Below are 18,484 nucleotides of genomic sequence, written 5' to 3'. Positions count from 1 at the left end.
TATTTGTCTCCGGTCTTGATACAGATGCCAACAAATGAAGCGTAGCTTGTTTTATTCTATGGTTTCGTGATCAGAATATAATAGTCTGATATTAGCCTCTAATATTCTGAATCCACTCCCATGGTCGTGCGGCATACCATATTTGGGGCCAGATTTATAGCTCCCGATTCTTATATCATACATTATCTTCCCATCGGTTAAGAGTGATATAAAACGTTCAAATGATGGCTCTGTATATATATCGGCTTTATTGAAGTAGAAGAGTTCCTTACCTCCTTCTTTTTTCGTTTGGGCAGTTACATATAATAAGTTCTTTAGCTTCTTTGTTAGTGCTTTTTGAATGTCTTGATAGGTGTAACCTACGCTACAATCTAACAGCTCTTTTGTATTTAAGTCAAATACTCCTATTAATATTGTCTTGGCGACAGGGTTGTTTAGGAGTTTAAAAGAATATTTCTTCATATATGTGTTATAGCTATTTGCAAACATAGACGTATGCAAGCTATTTATAGATGGTGCATCTTCATAAGGTGTGCCAAATTTATCTTTTAAATAAGCATTCGCACGTTTGGGAAATGAGGGGCTTTTAGTGAATAGGGTAACGTAAGAGCATGAAGCGCCGCGATGAGATTTTATTTCGAATCCAGCTAAATCGGGCTCGTCTAAATTGTTCTCGACAACTCCGATGTAATCTTCAAATGTTTTTCCAATCCCAGTATTGTTGGCTCTATTGCTTGGAACATATTCCAAGGATTTAACCTCTTTGAACTTTGAAATAATAAAATCCTTATTCTCCATAACGTATTATATTAAATATGAGTAAGTCAATAATATCTCTATCTTTGGAAAAATCTTCCTCTGATATGAATAGCTGTTCTATGGTAATGTTGAAATAGTGGCATATTTTATAGATCTGACTAAGGGTGTACTTATGTGGAAATTTAGGGCTTTCTATACTCCCTATTAAGCCCGGAGCCACTTCGAGGAGATTCGACAACTCTTTTTGGCTAACATTGTTGGCCTCTCTTAGCTCCTTTATCTTAAGGATGATTTCAAGTTGATACTCGGTCTTTCTAATCATTATTGTTATTTTTGCCCAAAAATATAGTTTTATATATGCTTATGTACTCACAATATGTGAGCAATTGAGTATATTTGCACTCACATAATATAAGTAAGGAAGGTATGTACAAAAGAACGATTGATAATAGGTGGAGCTTTAAGGATGCCGATACCAAAGAATTTACTCATTGCTATCATGCGTATCCTGCGATGATGATTCCCCAAGTAGCAAGAGCTCTAATAGAGGAATATAGGCCAGAGGATGGAGTTGAGCTACTTTTTGATCCATATATGGGAAGCGGTACATCGTTAGTTGAGGCTTCTATAAAAGGTATAAACGCGATAGGAACAGACCTTAATCCATTGGCTAGATTGATGAGCCATGTAAAAACAACCCATTATGATTTATCTTGTATCAGAGATACTTTTTCAATGATGCAAGCCTTGTTCTTTGAGTATTCTGAAGATAAGGTCAAGAATAAGAATTTCGATAATATTTCTAATTATACTTATTGGTATTCCAGAGATAGCCTTTTGCGCCTTTCTTATATTTATCAAGTAATTAATGAATGTGTGGCTTTGGATTTCGCTGATTTCTTTAAAGTTCCTCTTTCCGAGACTGTTAGAGAGGTGTCGTTTACGAGGAATGGAGAATTTAAGCGGTTTAGGATGAAGGAAGAGAAAATTAAAGACTTCAAACCGGATGTCTTTCGATTGTTTGAAGAAAAGGTTATAAGAAATATAAATGGACTTGAGGAGTTTAATAGTATAAAATATCTATGTAATATAGGTATCTATGACTTTAATAGTACTATAGAAATCCCTTCCGATATAATACAGCCGAATAGTGTTGATATGGTTGTAACCTCTCCGCCTTATGGCGATAGTAGAACAACCGTTGCTTATGGACAATTTTCAAGGTGGGCAAATGAATGGTTCAATTTTGAAAATGCTAAAACACTAGATAATCTCCTAATGGGGGGACGAGTTCAGAAAGAGGAACTTTTTGAGACTAAAAGCATTAAATCTGAACTGGACGAAATAAAGAGCATTGACCCAAAGAGAAATTTGGAAGTGGTCTCGTTTCTTAATGATTATAGCTGTTCTATAAAGAATGTCGCGTCTGTAATAAAGAGTGGTGGAGTCGTTTGTTATGTCGTAGGGAACAGAACGGTTAAGGGGGTTCAAATTCCATTAGATTACTTTACTGCTGAAATGTTTGAGAAGAATGGTTTTACACATATCGATACTATTGTTAGAGAAATACCTAACAAAAGGATGCCTTCCAAAACAAGTCCTACTAATGTGGCAGGGAAGAAGGTTAGCACGATGTGCAATGAATATATAGTCATATTGGAGAAGAAATAAGGAAAGAGGCTGTTTTATTTGACTGAATTGATAGCCAATGGCTCCTAGTGTCGAGTTCTTTCTTTTTGACAGTTTGTAATCTTAACGCCCGTAGAATCGATTATTGCGGGGGAATGTACAGTCTACTCTTAAATTTGAGTTAAAATATATTTAATCGCTTGTTGGATAGTTGGATATCAAAAGATGCTCTTTTGTTCTAGCGAAACTAGCTCATCCTAATTCCTATTTTATGGGATGAAAAACCTATCTCAATGGGTTACGATAGGGAAGTGACAGGGTTATGATGGCTATTCTTGATAGTTCACGACCCTATTCTTGACTATTCACGATGCCCAACGGCACTATTGGCGTTGCCAAACACGACCGATAGCGTAGGCTTTTGTCGATACTCGTGTGTAAAAAGTAGTACTTTGCCGCATAAAACGCCGCTTACAACCTCCTTTTTCCCATTATCTTGCCTCTTTTACGAATAGGCTATGTCACGATATGCGCTTTATTTCAGTCAAAAGGATTGTATAACTGTTGTTTTACTGACAGGTGGATTCTTGCTGAATATAACCTGTCTCAAAACAGGCTTACACTGAAAGTATTCCGGCATTAGATAAATAACTTAGAGCGAAATAGTCTGTGTTGAGAGTAAATAATAAATAGATTATTGGAAGTGGGAAATAAGCTGCTTTTAATGTACGTGCGTACATTCTTACGCCGCATGGTTGAAGATGCAAAACGGTTGTTTGGTATTGACTCGTGGCGACTCTGAATTCAATGCCGCTAAGACTGGTTCTGACGGTGCCTTGATCTTCAACGCATACCAGAAGACTGACGCTGAGGATATGGTAACATCTATCGAAGGCGCTGACGCTGAAGGCGTATCTATCGTAGCGGTAGCTGTTGACGGCGAGGAAGCTGTAAAGGCAATCGTGAAATAAGAAATAAACGAAATAAGATAATCATACGATTCCCGTGCGGGTATCGATCCAAGTAATCCGTGACGGATGAACAGGCGGGAATTGGATTAATATTAATACTAAAGTAATAAATTAAAGTTCATCCGTAAGTACTTCCGTGAGGATGGAAGCGGATAAAAAAACAAGTCCTTGGCAATGTGTTCGCATGCCGAGGACTTCGTTTTTATACTTGCCTTCGTCAGACCTAATGAGTGTATGAATTGTTTAATTCTGCGTAAGCAACTCGGTCAGCCTCTTGACCCCTTCCGAGGCCCCGGCCTGTATATGCTCAATATCGTTGCGATAAGTACGTACATCTTTCGGGTCGATCAAGTAGATCGGTTGGCCCCGGCGCACGTAGTTTAGCAATCCGGCGGCAGGATAGACGTTTAAGGAGGTACCGATAATCACGAAGATATCACAATCTTCCACCAGCTTGATGGAAGGCTCTATCATGGGTACCGCCTCTCCAAACCATACGACGAAAGGACGTAGCTGATTTCCGTGAGGGTCCTTGTCACCCAGATGAATATCCGGGTTCTCCGGTGATAGATCGTAGGTCGTGTCCAGATCCCTTACGGAGCATGCCTTCATCAACTCTCCATGCAGATGGATCACGTGGCTGCTACCCGCACGTTCATGTAAGTTATCGATATTCTGGGTAATGATCCGTACGTCGAAATCTTTCTCCAAGGCGGCTAGGCCGAGGTGACCGGCGTTAGGTTTCGTATTCAATAGCTCTCTTCTACGCTGGTTGTAGAAGTCGAGAACCAATTTTGGGTTAGCGGCGAAGCCTTCTGGTGTAGCTACCTCTTCTACACGATATTTCTCCCATAACCCGTCCGAGTCACGGAAAGTGGAGATGCCGCTTTCCGCGCTCATTCCCGCTCCGGTAAGTATGACTAACTTTTTCATCTGTTACTTGTTTAAAATGTATAGATGTATATATTAATAGTTACGAAGTTACGACTTTATCTTGAAAAAGCGATGAATAATTACATTTCATCGCTTTCTTTTATATCCCAACCGTTAATTTTTATATCGATCGGACTATAACCATTGAATGATATTTCAATTGTAAAATCATGTTCATTTTCTAAATTAATATTGGGATTTTTCCCAAGAAGTTCTCCGATAAGGTTTTCATCGTAGCAAACTGTATTTGTTTCATCCACTATCTGTAAACGTGGTATCCGGTTCTTATCAAGTTTCATTACATTGAAATCAGCGGTTAACGTATTACTCTCTTTTGCGACCCTCATATAAACAGGTATATAAAGAATCGGATCGTCATGGGCGAACAATGATGAATATCCATATTTACCATTGTTGTCTTCAATATAGATGTTATGAGATATGTCCTTATCCAAATTATGAGCAATAACACGGATATGATTTGTAATCTGTTTTAGATTTATCCAAGCAATCATTTTTTCGTGTTCATCCAATGCTACAGTCTCGTGTATCCCATGATATAGTAACTTGGGCTGATCTGTAACTCGGTTATCCGTATCCCGTTTCAGGAATAAGAAAAAATCTTCTATATGTGTTTGACCCGGTATGCATGTTGTTATTCCGTAGGTTGCCTCGTTATAACCCGCCCATGTTACAAATTGGTAACTTCCTTGTTTATAAGGAAGTTCCAATTCGTAATTATCATCGATCCATATCAGAGAATCATTTATTTGTGAAACGAAAATACCTTTGTCATCAAAAATGAATACAGATAACCGATCAACCCCATTTTTGTTACTTTGGGTATTTGTACCGGTCGGATACCGGAATTTAAGAACGATGCCGGTATTGTCCGGAATGCATTCAGGTAAATTTTCTTTTATACAGCTCGTCATCGTGAACGACCATGTAATTAATACTATCCATTTTAAATAGGCTTTCATCTCACAGATAAATTTTAAGAATTCATAGATAGTGGGCTATAGATCATAGTCTTCTTCATAGACTTCCCATGGAGTTATTTCTATATCAGTACTTATCCATGTTTCTGATTTAATCACCTCTCCGGTATCGAAATTGTCTGAAGGATTTCCCGGAGCTTGTATGCTATGGATGTTTACCTTAAAATACTGATTCCGGTAAACGTTATAAGGTGCTTGAGGTGACGTAGCATTGGCATTGACGAAAATGTGGAAGTAACAGATACCATTTGTAAATGTATTCTCATTCAATATGTATGTTCCGTTGTAAAGAGGCATCCCCGGAGTATTTTTACTGCAAAGATCGGCATATTGTTGTGCTATAGTCCCATTTACAAAATAGTTGGCAATACCGTCGGCTGTTCTGACTACATAGAATGTTTTGTCGGAATTATTGGGATTACTGATAATCGCAAAATCTGCCGGTTGGGTTGGGCTGGGATTTGAAGTCGATATTACTTTATCTGGCGTAAACACTCCGCTGACACTAATAAAAGTCGTTCCGTTTACTTCTGTTTGATCCAAGCTGTATTTGAATGAGTTCTCAGGTGCGTAGGAAAAAGTGACCGGATCGTCCGTTGAAGTATAGGTGTTTATGGCGTCCGACCCTCTTTCGAAATCCGATACGGAATAATTTTCCCAATTATAGTCCTTGATAATCCCGTCTCTTTTATCCTGTATGAAATAGAACTTTTTATTCAAGTTCCTCCAACCGAATTTTATCTCCGTCATGTTTCCTCCTCCGTTTACAACAAAGTCATTAGCTTTGAATACTGCTGCTTTCGCTACAACGCGGGAAACCGGTATAGCCATGCGATTCGTTTGGGCAAGGCTTTCATTTTCATATAAGTTTGCAGCCGGGGTACTTTCCGGATAACTCGTGTTGAACATGACAAAGCCATTTGTCAGATCTGCCAGTTGCGAGATTTCTTGGGCAAATTGATTGTAACTGAATGATCCGAGTCCATTGGCTGTGATATAGTTGACCATATCTGTATTGAGGTTCACTGCTGCAAAAATATATTTATCGGCTTTTTTAGTTTTGATAGCTCTGTTTGTTACCCAAGTGGAGCTACCGGGAGATTTGGGGGCAAGAGAATTGTCGTCTACCGTAAATTCGGCAACTGTCGGAGTATTTGGGGCATCGGTATCGTAGATAAATACATGTAAGGTCTTGACCTTGTTCTCGTCCGCTATTCCCTGATCAATGGCACGGCCCGAAGCGGCTTTCGTCATAGTGGTGTGGGGAATATTGATAGCGATAGAGGTATATGCGTCCGGCATATCGGCATTCGGGTCTTTAGCAGATCCTTGAGGAAGCTCGTTATCTTTACTGCATGCAGTGATAGCTAATGCCGCAAATAACGTAATATACAAATTGTTTGTTTTCATATGCCTATATTTTTTAGTGAATACTTATATTATTATTTAATTCATCCGGTTTGGCCCGGTTGTCCTATAGAACACCCGTTCTGTCCAAATAGTTATATTTTCTTGGGAAATGGAAATTCTTTAAAAGACAATGAGTTTGGTTGATGGAACAAAGGGAGGAGGATTTGTGTTCTATCTGAAAAATGCATCATGAGAAAATTTATATATATCCTGGTCGTTTTTCTTTTTTTTATATCCTGTAATGACGAGACAGGGATATCTGTCGGAAATGATGTAGGTGGTATAAAAATGAGATTGGTAATAACGAGTCCGTCTTCTACCGTTTATTCTAAGACAAAAGCTGAGATTGATCAGCCCACTCATGAGTCTTTGATTAGTGAAGTTCAGGTATTGGTATTTGAGGACCAGAAATACCGGTATCGGGTACCTGGCATATCTATCAGTAGTAATATGGCACAAACAACATTCACGGTACTTCTGAAATCAACCTCCTTGCCTGTGGAATTGCTTATTTTGGCAAATACTGACGAAACTGTTGTTTCCAATGAACCGTCGTTGGACGATAGTAAAGAGGTCGTAAAAAAGAAGATAAATCGGGAGTTTGATAATTTAGTTTCCAATTTCCCGATGTATGGCGAATATAAATTTCCTGCCGGACTGTCATCCACCGAAATGCAAGAAATCACCGGGATAAAGATGTTGCGCTCCATAGCCCGTGTGGATGTTGTTGCTACCGAAGCTGCAAATTTTAAACTGGCGGGAGTAAAAGCATATCGTGCTAATAATTCGCTGCAAGTGATTCCCAATGAAACGGGTTCTATGAAAGTAACGACACCAAGCGTTCCCGACGGAAGTATGGCAAATGTAAGCAGCCGTATGTTTTCGGTCTCAGAGGAGGATCGGAATGAATTCTCCGCACAACTTTATTTGCCGGAGGTCAGTTCTCCAGCCGAAGGCGACCGGGTGAGCAGTGCGACGTGTATCGTTGTAGGCGGTTACTATAATGGAAGTGAAAAGATGAGTTATTATCGTATGGATTTTGACCCGGACAATAAAGAGAATGCTTTTGGGCAAATCTTGCGTAATCACAAATATATATTTAATGTGAAAAAGGTTTCCGCTCCCGGATGGGATAATCCTGACGATGCGGCGAACAATCAGTCTGCACATATTGTGGCAGAAGTGCGACAATGGGATGATAATACGATCGATATGTCTTTTGACGGAGAGCATCATTTCGGAGTTTCCTCCCGTGAAATCATATTGAAGAATAAGGCTGGTTCTAAAGCTACTATAGAGGTGTTTACCGACTTGTCCGACTACACATTACAGTGGGCGGATGAGAATGGTATGCCGATTGGAAGTGAGGGGCAATCATTGTCAAATGATTATTTTACCGTAGAAAAGAATCTGGACGGCAGCCAGTTAGTTGTAACGGCCTTACAGAATAATATGTCTGGCGATGCTGGGCCGGTCCAGAACTTTGTCATTACTGCTCATCGGTGGAAAATCTTGGTGGCGATCAAGCAAAAATATAGCGTAGCAGCCAATACGGTAATTAATTTGTTGACATTTAATGTCGGCTTAGGCAGTTTAGGTACTAATATTGTTGCTTCGGTACCTCCCGACGCACGTGCAGACGGTTTAAGAGGCATATTGGATAATCAAAGTAATTTCGGTCCGAACGGGAATGTCGTCTGTGGAGGGTATAATCTGATACGGTCCAACGTTAGTAATAATAGATTGACAGATGCCCTTTTTGCTGCTTTTGATGTCGTATATGTCCATTATATGAGCAATGGTTATTTTGGAAATGAAGATGCGAAGAAAGTACATAATTGGTTGAATGCAAAAAAGAATCGTGTGCTAATCGCTTCTTATGACGCTGCGGATGTAAGTAAATATCTGATCGATGAATTTTTAGGAGGAAATAGCAATATAAAATTTTTGACTGTCAATAATGGTGAGTTTACCGTAGCTCCATCAAGTGCGGATAATAGTTTCTTCACTTCTACTGGACCTTTTACAAGTGGATCTTATACTCCGGTCTCTTCGAGTTTCTCATTTCGTAACTACGATGCCTATCATGGTGAGATACTTTTGAACACTGAGTCGGCAAAAGGAATCACGCCACTCTTGACTGGGAAGGCTGGTGGTATCGTATTAGGAGTAGACTATTCGAGACGGATCGTTTATATAGGAGATACGGATTTGGGGAATTCTTCATCTGGGACTGGAGGTACAAAAGATAACCGGATAAATAATACTTCAGGAGAGATAAATAATGATGCTTCCAAATTGATAGCCAATGTTTTTGCATGGATAACCAATGTCGTATTATATGGGGAATAGGGAAAAGACTGAGGATGTATGTCTTTTGTTTGTTCTAAAAAGATTTGAATGAAATAAAAAGTTCTTACAAAATGCTGTTATACGATTAAAAGCATTACTTTTGTGGCTTATAATTAGTTGAACAAGAAAAAAGAATGGATAAAGTAAGTTATGCGCTTGGCTTAAGTATCGGAAATAATTTCCAGAACTCAGGCATCAAGGATCTTCAAGTGGAAGATTTTGTACAGGGATTGAATGACGTCTTAACAGAGGCAAAACCTGCTCTTAGTTATGATGAGGCAAAACAAGTGATCAATGATTACTTCATGAAGCTTCAACAAGAGAAACTGGAAATCAATAAGAAAGCCGGTGAGGAGTTCCTTACTATCAATAAGCATAAGGCTGGTGTGGTAGAGTTGCCTAGCGGTTTGCAATACGAGGTGCTGAAGAATGGTACAGGCGCTAAACCTACGGCGAACGATAAGGTAAAATGCCACTATCACGGTACGTTAATCAACGGTCAGGTGTTTGATAGCTCCGTACAGAGAGGCGAGCCTGCCGTATTCGGTGTTTCACAGGTAATCCCGGGATGGGTAGAGGCCTTGCAGTTGATGCCGGTCGGTTCTAAATGGAGATTGTTTATCCCGTCTAACCTTGCTTATGGCGAGCGTGGGGCAGGTGAGGCTATCGAGCCGAATAGTACATTGATCTTCGACGTTGAGTTATTAGATATCGAAAAATAATATATAAGAGTTAAAGAAAAATGAAAAAGTTAAGTGTATTAGTCGCTACAGTGATTGTAGCAATGGGCGCATCTTTCACCTCTTGCGGTGATTCTCACAAAAGCGCGAGCTTGAAGACTTCCATCGATAGCGCAAGCTACGCTATTGGTATCAGCACAGGTGCCGGTTATAAGGAAAACTTAAAGACTTTGCCGGGTGGCGAGGCTAACGTAGATGATTTGATCGCTGGTTTTATCCAAGCTATCAAAGGGGATTCTTCTGCGATGAAGATGAATCCGCAACAGGCTCAACAATATTTGCAGACTTACTTCGTAGAGGCTCAGGCTCGCGAGGCTAAGAAGACAAAAGAAGAGGGTGATAAGTTCTTGGCGGAGAATAAGACAAAAGAAGGCGTTATCACGACTGAGAGCGGCTTGCAATATAAGGTAGAGAAAGAAGGTACAGGCGCGAAGCCAACCGCTACCGATAAGGTAAAAGTTCATTATACCGGAACTCTATTGGACGGTACTAAGTTTGATAGCTCCGTGGATCGTGGCGAGCCGGCTGAGTTCGGTGTTGGCCAAGTAATCAAGGGCTGGACTGAGGGCTTGCAGATCATGCCGGTCGGTTCTAAATATATCTTCTGGATCCCGGCTGAGTTGGCTTATGGCGAACGTGGCGCAGGACAAGATATCAAACCGAACAGCGTATTGAAGTTCGAGGTTGAGTTGCTTGACATCGTAAAAGAATAAGTAGCGAAGAAATAGAAACGGAACGTTTGTAAGATAATAGGCGGGCAAATTATGCTAAAAAGCATTTTTTGCCCGCTTTTATTATTTATTGATTACTTTTTTCTTTCAGAATGATATATGATTCAAATTTATTATATACTTTTGATACATTAAATCTGAATGCATATAATAAAGCGAATTTAAAATGGAGAAGATAGACAAACTGGACCGGCAGATATTGAACATTATTTCAAAGAATGCTAGGATTCCTTTTAAAGATGTTGCCGAGGAGTGCGGTGTATCTCGTGCAGCTATTCATCAACGGGTTCAACGCATGATTGATATGAATGTGATCGTTGGCTCAGGGTATCACATCAATCCTAAAATATTGGGGTATAATACATGTACCTATATCGGCGTGAAATTGGAGCGTGGATCTATGTACAAGGATGTTGTCCCGGAATTCGAGAAAATACCCGAAGTGGTAGAATGCCATTTCACTACGGGTCCGTATACGATGCTGATCAAGCTGTATGCCCGTGATAACGAGCACTTGATGGAACTTTTGAACTCTAAGATTCAGGAGATACCGGGTGTTACGGCTACAGAGACCTTGATTTCTTTACGCCAAAGTGTTAAACGTGAGATCCCTATTTGTAATATCAATGAATAAGACGAAGAATTATACATGAGCCCGGCCTATTCCAGTGCCGGGCTTTTTTGTTTATTCGGCGGTATCATCTATCTTTGTAATTCGTAATTGTGTGAGGTTCTATGAGTAAATATATAGGAATATTCGTTTTCGTATTCAGTTTGTTTTCTTTGGGAGTACATGCCGGGGAAAGTTTTCGTTTTCGGGTGTATTTGAAAGATAAAGGGGATTCCGGTTATACGCTGGATAACCCGGAGGAATATCTTTCCAAGGAGTCTGTCGAGCGACGGAACCGGCAAGGTATATCGGTGTCGGAATCGGATTTGCCGATCGCTCAAGCTTATCTGGATACCTTGTCCGCCAATGGAGGAAAACCGGTGCTGGAGAGTAAATGGTTCTCTACGGTCGTGGTGTCCAGTCCGGATAGCTTGGTCGCTGAGCGTCTCTCGCGCCTCCCGATCGTGGATTCCGTGAAATGGGTCTGGAAAGGTGACGAGGAAATCGATATTCCTAGGGAGGAGAAAGATACGACACGGTTTATGCCAATAGATAAACCTGAGAAATCGCCTTACGGTTATGCCGAGGAGCAGATCAAGATGCTGAACGGTATCAAATTGCATGAGGCAGGCTTTAAGGGTGAGGGTATGCGTGTGGCCGTGGTCGATGCCGGTTTCATGAACGTGGATCGGATCAGCGTATTTGATTCCTTGCGGTTATTAGGAACGCATAACGTGGTTTTCCCCGGTCGAAGTGTTTTCATCGGGGATGATCATGGGACGAAGGTCTTATCTTGCTTGGCCGCTGATGCGCCGGGCTTGATGGTCGGTACGGCTCCCCAAGCCGAATATTGGCTGATAAAGAGCGAGGATAGCCGTTCGGAGTTTCCCATCGAGGAGGATTATTGGACGGCAGCTATGGAATTTGCCGATAGCGTGGGAGTGGATGTGGTCTCTTCTTCGTTGGGGTATTTCTCTTTTGATGTAGAGGCCCTGAACTATCATCAAGATCAATTGGACGGGAGGACTTCCTTGATCAGTCGTGCCGCTAAGATGGCTTCATCAAAAGGGATCTTGTTGTTTAGTAGCGCCGGCAACGAGGGGGGCGGTAGCTGGGGAAAGATAACCTTTCCAGCGGATGCCCCGGATATATTGACAGTGGGCGCTATCACGGATCGTAAGAAGAAAAGTAATTTCAGTTCTGTCGGCTTTACAGCGGATTACCGGGTGAAGCCGGATGTGGTTGCCTTGGGTACGGGCTGTTGCGTGATAGATCCTACGGGGAATATCCGTTACGCGAACGGTACCTCTTTCGCTACGCCGATCTTAGCGGGGTTGGGTGTTTGTCTATGGCAAGCGTTTCCCAGTCTGACGAATAAGGATATAATCTCTCTTTTGCAGCGTTTCGGCAGTAAGTTTGAGCAACCGGACGCTGAGTTGGGATATGGCATCCCGGATGTGTACAAAGCTTATAAACAGGAGCGTAAATATGCGGCCGAATCTAAATAACTTATCGGGTGAGAAAGAGGCTCTATCTTTGTTAGAGCTGAATACCCGCATACGGGGTGCGTTGTCGAGGGCTTTCCCGGAGACTTGCTGGGTGCGTGCGGAGATGAGCGATGTGCGGGTGAATACTTCTTCCGGACATTGTTATCTGGAGTTTGTGGAGAAGAATGCGCAGACCGGGCAATTGGTGGCCAAGGTACGAGGGTCTATCTGGGCGAAGACATTTCGTATGTTGAAACCTTATTTCGAGATGGAGACCGGTCAGATGTTCGCTTCCGGCTTGAAAGTGTTGGTGAAGGTGTCTGTTGAGTTCCATGAGTTATATGGATTGAGCCTTACGGTGCTTGATATCGATCCGGCTTATACGTTGGGGGATATGGTGCGTAAGCGTATGGAGATTATCCGCCAATTGCAGGAGGAAGGGGTCTTTACGCTGAATAAGGAATTGCCTTTTCCGCTACTTCCTAGGAGAATCGCTATCATTACTTCTCCGACGGCTGCCGGCTACGAGGATTTTATGAATCAGTTGACACGGAATAAAGGAGGTTATCCGTTCTATACCAAATTATTCCCCGCCTTGATGCAAGGAGAACGGACGGAGGCTTCTGTAATAGCGGCTTTAGACCGGATTTATCAACATCAAGATCTTTTTGATGTGGTCGTGATTATCCGTGGGGGTGGGGCTACCTCGGACTTGAATAGCTTCGATTCTTATCTGTTGGCGGCGAATTGCGCTCAATTCCCTTTACCGATTATCACGGGTATCGGGCACGAACGGGATGATACGGTCGTAGATTTGGTGGCGCATACCCGGATGAAGACACCGACCGCTGTCGCTGAGTTCCTTATTTCTCGAATGGATAGCGTAGGTGAGGAGTTGGAGAATTTGTGTCAAGACGTGAGTTTATTGGCTATGGATATTCTATCCCGCCAGAAAAACTATTTGCAATTGGTCGCTACCCGTTTCCCCTCTATCGTGACAAGCCGGATCGAGCGGAATCGTTCGGGACTGCAAACAATCGCGAGTGGTTTACCTGCGATGGCATCGGGCTTGTTATCACGCCGCCAGTCGGTGCTTGAGAATACGGAACTTCGCTTGCGAAACGGTATTACCTCTAAACTCTCCGAGGATGTGCGTTTTATCCAGCTTACGGAACAGTTTATCAAGATGGCTTCTCCTGATTATATCTTAAAGCGAGGCTATAGCTTAGCCTTGAAAGATGGCAAGATTATCAAACATGCCTCTGATTTGCGAGCCGGCGAAGAACTGACGACTCGCTTCATCGATGGTGAAATAAAAAGTATTATCAAACCATAGAGGGTGGTTTTATAACCGTCCGATAAATACATAATTAATATGGCGAAAAAAGAAGAAACATATAACGAGGCGATCGAGAAACTTCGTAAGATCGTGGCTGAGATCGAGAATGGAGACTTAGATGTCGATATCCTGTCCGAGAAGGTAAAAGAAGCTACCCGTCTGATCAAGCTCTGCAAGGAGAAGCTGTATAAAGTGGATGAGGAAGTTAAAAAAGTTTTGGAGGAATTGGATTGATGGATAAGTACGTCTTGATCGTTGCCGGGGGTAAAGGGCTTCGTATGGGTGGAGATCTGCCGAAGCAGTTTATTCCTATGCGGGGGAAACCTCTTTTGATGCATACCTTAGAGGCTTTTCATCGTTGGGATGCTTCCGCACGTATAATCCTTGTGCTTCCGGAGGATCATCAGCCGTATTGGAATATGCTTTGCAAGGAAATCGGCTGCAAGGTCCCGCATGCGATCGTGAAAGGGGGAGATACTCGCTTCTTCTCGGTTAAGAATGGGTTGGATTGGCTTTTGGCGGAGAGGCGTCGGAAGGGGGAGGAGGATAGCGGTCTGAGTTTGGTCGCTGTGCACGATGGCGTTCGTCCTTTCGTCTCTCCGGAGGTTGTTGAGGCCTGCTTTGATAAAGCGGCTGTCACGGGAGCCGTTATCCCGGTTGTTCCGATGATTGATTCCCTGCGTGAGACAGATGAAAAAGGGAGCCATCCGGTGGACCGTTCCCGCTATATGGCTGTACAAACCCCGCAAGTCTTCCTTCTGGAATTATTGACAAAAGCCTATGAGCAACCTTATTCGTCTTTATTTACGGACGACGCTTCCGTGGTGGAGGCGATGGGGCATGCGATTGATACGGTTCCCGGTGATCGTGAGAATATCAAGATTACCACGCCCTTTGATTTGTTAATAGCGGAAGCGATGTTTGCCCGGTAAACCCTAAAAACTCATAGACGTTATGCTGGACCTTGATAAGCGATCGATTACGTACTTGCCGGGAGTAGGACCCAAGAAGGCGGATATCCTGCAAAAGGAAGCGGGGATATCGTCGTATGAGGACTTGCTCTTTTATTTTCCTTATAAATATATAGATCGCAGCCGGTTTTATAAAGTAGCTGAGATCAGCGGGAATATGCCTTATATCCAGTTGAAAGGCCAGATTCTCTATTTCGATACGCTAGGCGAGGGGCGGAGTAAACGGCTGGTTGGTAAGTTCTCGGATGGTACGGGCACGATCGATTTGGTCTGGTTCAAGGGCTTGAATTATGTGACGGATAAGTATCGTCCCAATACTGAGTATATAGTTTTCGGAAAGCCTACGGAGTTCGGGCATACCTATAACATACCGCATCCGGATATCGACTCAATGGAGCAAGCTGATCAAGTGGCGAATGGCTTGACTCCTTTCTATAATACCTCGGAGAAAATGAAGAAATCTTTCTTGAATTCCCGGGCGATCCAGAACCTGCAATATACGTTGTTAAGCTGGCTGAACTGGGAACTTCCGGAGACGCTTTCCCCCGACGTATTGAAACGGATCCATATGATGTCTATGACAGAGGCGATGCGGAATATCCATTTCCCGGAATCTGCCGCTAAGTTGCGTGATGCCCAGTTACGTTTGAAGTTTGACGAGCTTTTCTTCATACAATTAAATATATTACGTACTGCTAGTGTTCGGAAACTGAAGCTAAAAGGGATCATATTCCCGACGGTCGGCCATTATTTCAATACGTTCTATAAAGAGTATCTTCCTTTTGAGTTGACGAACGCCCAGAAGCGGGTAGTCCGTGAGATCCGGATCGATATGGGTAGCGGGCGGCAAATGAATCGCCTGCTGCAAGGTGATGTGGGGAGTGGCAAGACTTTGGTAGGCTTATTGTCTATGCTATTGGCGATAGATAATCATTGCCAAGCTTGTATGATGGCTCCTACCGAGATCTTGGCGACCCAGCATTATGCGACGATCATGGGATTCCTGAAAGATATGGACGTGAAGGTCGCTCTTTTGACTGGATCTACCAAGAAGAAGGAGCGGGATAAGATATTACCGGCTATTGCCAGCGGTGAGATCCAGATCGTGATCGGGACGCATGCGTTGATTGAGGAGACGGTGGTTTTCTCTTCGTTGGGATTAGCGATTATCGATGAGCAGCACCGTTTTGGTGTGGAGCAACGCTCACGCCTTTGGATGAAGAACGCTATCGTGCCGCATGTGCTGGTGATGACGGCTACCCCGATTCCCCGTACTTTGGCGATGACTTTGTATGGGGATCTGGATGTATCGGTGATCGATGAGTTACCTCCGGGACGTAAACCGATACAAACGCTTCATCGCTATGATAATAAAAAGGCGCAATTGTATGAGTTCCTTCGGAAAGAGATACAAAAGGGGCGTCAGGTTTATGTGGTATATCCGTTGATTGAAGGAAATGAGAAACTGGATTATAAAGACTTGGAGGCCGGTTTTGAGACGTTCAAGGAGGTTTTCCCTGAATATAAGGTATGTATGGTACATGGCCGTATGAAAGCGGCGGATAAGGATACCGAGATGCAGAAGTTTATCTCCGGCGAGGCGCAAATCTTGATGGCTACTACGGTTATAGAGGTTGGCGTGAACGTGCCGAACGCATCCGTCATGGTGATCGAGAGTGCTGAACGTTTCGGCCTCTCTCAACTTCATCAGCTTCGTGGCCGGGTAGGACGTGGTGCTGAACAATCCTATTGTATCTTGGTCTCATCCTATAAACTAAGTAATGATACTCGTAAGCGATTGGAGATTATGGTGAACAGTACGAATGGCTTTGAGATCGCTGAGGCGGATCTCCGTCTCCGGGGACATGGAGATTTGGAAGGTACCCGACAAAGTGGCGAGGGGATAGACCTTAAAATAGCGGACTTGGCGGCCGATGGACAAATACTTCAGTATGCGCGGGATATCGCTCAAGGAGTTCTTGACGAAGACCCCGAATTATTGTCCGAACAGCACCGGATATTGAGCGAAAGGCTCAAAACTCTGTTCACAAGGAAGATAAATTGGGGAATGATTAGCTAATATGTTGTGAAACATATTGTTCTGTAAGTCTTTGATATTTAGCTTGTTTATTCGCTTGTTTTGCTTTTATTCAAAGTCATTGCAGAAATTTTTCGTTAATCAATTTTGTCGGCTTATTCAAATTTCCGAACTTTGACAAGTTGACAATCAGGCAGAGATGTCGGGTATTGCCGTTTTATCCTGAATTATAAGAATGAAAGTTATCAAAAAATGAGTATAAGGACATTTCTATTCATTTGTTGTGCCGCTGTGATGGTATCGACTGCTAATGCGGAGAACCCGGTGAAACCGGAAACTCCGGAGACTCCCAATCATCCAACCCACAAACTTATGGACAAGCGTGTATCTGAGTTAATGGCTGACCGTGTTGGCTTTAAGAAAGATATGGCTTTGAAGGAGCTTGCGGAGATTAATGAAAAAGCGGAGTTGGAGGCGAGAGAGAACTTGATGTTCCCTGCCGATGAATTATATGGCGAATGGACAAATGAATGGGTGAATCCTTTCCGGGGTAAAAAGGTAGATATGCCGGATTCTTGCGTAATCGATTGTTCTACTTTTGTCTTGCCTATGGACTCTATGACAAGGGTCACTTCAAAGTATGGTCCTCGCCGTAGACGGATGCATAAGGGGATAGACTTGAAAGTGCAAATTGGAGATACGATCCGTGCGGCGTTTGACGGCAAGGTGCGTATCAAGAATTTCGAGCGTAGGGGATATGGCTATTATCTTGTGATTCGCCATCCGAATGGTTTAGAGACTGTATATGGTCATTTATCTAAATTCTTAGTAGGTGTGAACGATATCGTACGGGCTGGAGATCCGATCGCTTTAGGGGGAAATACAGGACGCTCTACGGGATCTCATTTGCATTTTGAGACTCGTTTTCTTGGACAGGCTATTAACCCGGCTGATATTATTGACTTCGAGAACTCAATACCTCATCAGGATCAATATGTGTTTCGTAACGTCAAGATTAACGGACGTAAGAGCAATATCTATACATCTTCCAATAGTCAGATGGTGTACCATCGTGTAAAATCCGGTGATACCTTAGGTAAAATCGCACGTATATATGGTACGACAGTGAATGAGCTTTGTCGTTTAAATGGATTGAAATCTACTTCTATGTTACGTATCGGCCAGTCCATTCGTTGTAGTGCCGGTGTGGAAACCGCGGCTAAAGCGACTCCAAAAGCTCAAACTCAAAAGAAATCGACTGCTTCCGCATCTTCTAAGAAAATCACGGTACAGGCAAGTTCTTCCGCTACCGCTTCTTTAGGAGAAGACACGAATACAATGAATGATGTGGAGGCTACTTCGGTTTATCATCGTATTAAATCCGGTGATACGCTTGGCGCTATCGCTAAAAGATACGGTACTTCTGTTAGTAAACTCTGCGAATTGAACGGTATCACAAAGACTACCGTGTTGCGTTTAGGACGCTCATTACGCTGTTCATAACGATATATAA

General features: G+C 42.7%; 16 protein-coding genes and 1 pseudogene. 12 read left to right on the top strand and 5 right to left on the bottom strand.

The window, feature by feature from the left end; all coding sequences use genetic code 11:
• Positions 1 to 51: 51 nt before the first annotated feature.
• Both BDI_RS13565 and BDI_RS13560 read right to left on the bottom strand, forming a co-directional pair.
• Positions 52 to 798, bottom strand: coding sequence for an MvaI/BcnI restriction endonuclease family protein (locus BDI_RS13565; RefSeq protein ID WP_005860943.1), 747 nt, complete (start codon positions 796 to 798; stop codon positions 52 to 54).
• Positions 788 to 1,081 (bottom strand): helix-turn-helix transcriptional regulator, encoded by a 294-nt coding sequence (locus BDI_RS13560; protein WP_005860945.1) that lies wholly within the window; start codon positions 1,079 to 1,081, stop codon positions 788 to 790. The genes BDI_RS13565 and BDI_RS13560 overlap by 11 nt, the downstream gene beginning before the upstream one ends.
• A gap of 104 nt (positions 1,082 to 1,185) precedes the next feature.
• Here BDI_RS13560 and BDI_RS13555 point away from each other — a divergent pair, with 104 nt between their 5' ends.
• On the top strand, positions 1,186 to 2,430 hold the full coding sequence (locus tag BDI_RS13555) for a DNA methyltransferase (RefSeq protein WP_011966951.1): 1,245 nt from the start codon (positions 1,186 to 1,188) through the stop codon (positions 2,428 to 2,430).
• A gap of 701 nt (positions 2,431 to 3,131) precedes the next feature.
• A pseudogene (locus BDI_RS13550) lies at positions 3,132 to 3,359 on the top strand (hypothetical protein); the annotation flags it as partial.
• Between the two features lie 243 nt (positions 3,360 to 3,602).
• Here the strand turns inward: BDI_RS13550 and BDI_RS13545 are convergent.
• From BDI_RS13545 to BDI_RS13535, 3 genes are all read right to left on the bottom strand, one after another.
• Positions 3,603 to 4,292: an SIR2 family NAD-dependent protein deacylase gene (locus BDI_RS13545; RefSeq protein ID WP_009018430.1), complete on the bottom strand. Its 690-nt coding sequence runs from the start codon at positions 4,290 to 4,292 to the stop codon at positions 3,603 to 3,605.
• Between the two features lie 80 nt (positions 4,293 to 4,372).
• The gene (locus BDI_RS13540; RefSeq protein WP_009018429.1) at positions 4,373 to 5,275 is read right to left on the bottom strand and encodes a FimB/Mfa2 family fimbrial subunit; all 903 of its coding nucleotides are present in this window, start codon (positions 5,273 to 5,275) and stop codon (positions 4,373 to 4,375) included.
• Positions 5,276 to 5,311: 36 nt separating this feature from the next.
• Entirely contained in the window at positions 5,312 to 6,703 is a 1,392-nt protein-coding gene (locus BDI_RS13535; protein WP_009018428.1) for an Mfa1 family fimbria major subunit, read from the bottom strand.
• Positions 6,704 to 6,892: 189 nt separating this feature from the next.
• Here BDI_RS13535 and BDI_RS13530 point away from each other — a divergent pair, with 189 nt between their 5' ends.
• From BDI_RS13530 to BDI_RS13485, 10 genes are all read left to right on the top strand, one after another.
• The gene (locus tag BDI_RS13530) at positions 6,893 to 9,055 is read left to right on the top strand and encodes a DUF4906 domain-containing protein (protein WP_011966949.1); all 2,163 of its coding nucleotides are present in this window, start codon (positions 6,893 to 6,895) and stop codon (positions 9,053 to 9,055) included.
• A 134-nt stretch (positions 9,056 to 9,189) separates the two neighbouring features.
• Positions 9,190 to 9,777, top strand: a complete 588-nt coding sequence (locus BDI_RS13525; RefSeq protein ID WP_005860958.1) for an FKBP-type peptidyl-prolyl cis-trans isomerase — start codon at positions 9,190 to 9,192, stop codon at positions 9,775 to 9,777.
• Positions 9,778 to 9,797: 20 nt separating this feature from the next.
• Positions 9,798 to 10,508: an FKBP-type peptidyl-prolyl cis-trans isomerase gene (locus BDI_RS13520; protein ID WP_005860960.1), complete on the top strand. Its 711-nt coding sequence runs from the start codon at positions 9,798 to 9,800 to the stop codon at positions 10,506 to 10,508.
• 184 nt (positions 10,509 to 10,692) lie between these two features.
• Positions 10,693 to 11,160, top strand: a complete 468-nt coding sequence (locus BDI_RS13515) for an Lrp/AsnC family transcriptional regulator (RefSeq protein ID WP_005860962.1) — start codon at positions 10,693 to 10,695, stop codon at positions 11,158 to 11,160.
• A gap of 101 nt (positions 11,161 to 11,261) precedes the next feature.
• Positions 11,262 to 12,644, top strand: a complete 1,383-nt coding sequence (locus BDI_RS13510; protein ID WP_005860964.1) for a S8 family serine peptidase — start codon at positions 11,262 to 11,264, stop codon at positions 12,642 to 12,644.
• On the top strand, positions 12,625 to 13,959 hold the full coding sequence (gene xseA, locus BDI_RS13505) for an exodeoxyribonuclease VII large subunit (protein ID WP_009018425.1): 1,335 nt from the start codon (positions 12,625 to 12,627) through the stop codon (positions 13,957 to 13,959). Before BDI_RS13510 ends, xseA begins: the two co-directional genes overlap by 20 nt.
• 39 nt (positions 13,960 to 13,998) lie before the next feature.
• Complete coding sequence (xseB, locus tag BDI_RS13500; protein WP_005860969.1) at positions 13,999 to 14,196, top strand: exodeoxyribonuclease VII small subunit; 198 nt, start codon at positions 13,999 to 14,001, stop codon at positions 14,194 to 14,196.
• Positions 14,196 to 14,894: a 2-C-methyl-D-erythritol 4-phosphate cytidylyltransferase gene (locus BDI_RS13495; protein WP_005860971.1), complete on the top strand. Its 699-nt coding sequence runs from the start codon at positions 14,196 to 14,198 to the stop codon at positions 14,892 to 14,894. The genes xseB and BDI_RS13495 overlap by 1 nt, the downstream gene beginning before the upstream one ends.
• A 22-nt stretch (positions 14,895 to 14,916) precedes the next feature.
• Positions 14,917 to 17,013, top strand: coding sequence for an ATP-dependent DNA helicase RecG (recG, locus tag BDI_RS13490; RefSeq protein ID WP_005860973.1), 2,097 nt, complete (start codon positions 14,917 to 14,919; stop codon positions 17,011 to 17,013).
• A 210-nt stretch (positions 17,014 to 17,223) separates the two neighbouring features.
• A complete protein-coding gene (locus BDI_RS13485; protein ID WP_011966948.1) occupies positions 17,224 to 18,474 on the top strand; it encodes a M23 family metallopeptidase in 1,251 nt (416 codons plus the stop codon).
• Positions 18,475 to 18,484 lie beyond the last annotated feature (10 nt).

Origin of the sequence: Parabacteroides distasonis ATCC 8503 (genome assembly GCF_000012845.1) — a bacterium.
Taxonomy (GTDB): Bacteria; Bacteroidota; Bacteroidia; order Bacteroidales; family Tannerellaceae; genus Parabacteroides; species Parabacteroides distasonis.
The sequence above is the reverse complement of the archived record's forward strand: the minus strand, read 5'-3'. Positions and strand labels throughout refer to the sequence as shown.

Coding starts and splice junctions, on each gene's coding strand:
- BDI_RS13510 (WP_005860964.1), top strand. CDS start 11,262: ATGAGTAAATATATAGGAATATTCGTTTTCGTATTCAGTTTGTTTTCT.
- BDI_RS13555 (WP_011966951.1), top strand. CDS start 1,186: ATGTACAAAAGAACGATTGATAATAGGTGGAGCTTTAAGGATGCCGAT.
- BDI_RS13515 (WP_005860962.1), top strand. CDS start 10,693: ATGGAGAAGATAGACAAACTGGACCGGCAGATATTGAACATTATTTCA.
- BDI_RS13520 (WP_005860960.1), top strand. CDS start 9,798: ATGAAAAAGTTAAGTGTATTAGTCGCTACAGTGATTGTAGCAATGGGC.
- recG (WP_005860973.1), top strand. CDS start 14,917: ATGCTGGACCTTGATAAGCGATCGATTACGTACTTGCCGGGAGTAGGA.
- BDI_RS13560 (WP_005860945.1), bottom strand. CDS start 1,081: ATGATTAGAAAGACCGAGTATCAACTTGAAATCATCCTTAAGATAAAG.
- xseB (WP_005860969.1), top strand. CDS start 13,999: ATGGCGAAAAAAGAAGAAACATATAACGAGGCGATCGAGAAACTTCGT.
- xseA (WP_009018425.1), top strand. CDS start 12,625: ATGCGGCCGAATCTAAATAACTTATCGGGTGAGAAAGAGGCTCTATCT.
- BDI_RS13545 (WP_009018430.1), bottom strand. CDS start 4,292: ATGAAAAAGTTAGTCATACTTACCGGAGCGGGAATGAGCGCGGAAAGC.
- BDI_RS13525 (WP_005860958.1), top strand. CDS start 9,190: ATGGATAAAGTAAGTTATGCGCTTGGCTTAAGTATCGGAAATAATTTC.
- BDI_RS13565 (WP_005860943.1), bottom strand. CDS start 798: ATGGAGAATAAGGATTTTATTATTTCAAAGTTCAAAGAGGTTAAATCC.
- BDI_RS13540 (WP_009018429.1), bottom strand. CDS start 5,275: ATGAAAGCCTATTTAAAATGGATAGTATTAATTACATGGTCGTTCACG.
- BDI_RS13495 (WP_005860971.1), top strand. CDS start 14,196: ATGGATAAGTACGTCTTGATCGTTGCCGGGGGTAAAGGGCTTCGTATG.
- BDI_RS13535 (WP_009018428.1), bottom strand. CDS start 6,703: ATGAAAACAAACAATTTGTATATTACGTTATTTGCGGCATTAGCTATC.
- BDI_RS13485 (WP_011966948.1), top strand. CDS start 17,224: ATGAGTATAAGGACATTTCTATTCATTTGTTGTGCCGCTGTGATGGTA.
- BDI_RS13530 (WP_011966949.1), top strand. CDS start 6,893: ATGAGAAAATTTATATATATCCTGGTCGTTTTTCTTTTTTTTATATCC.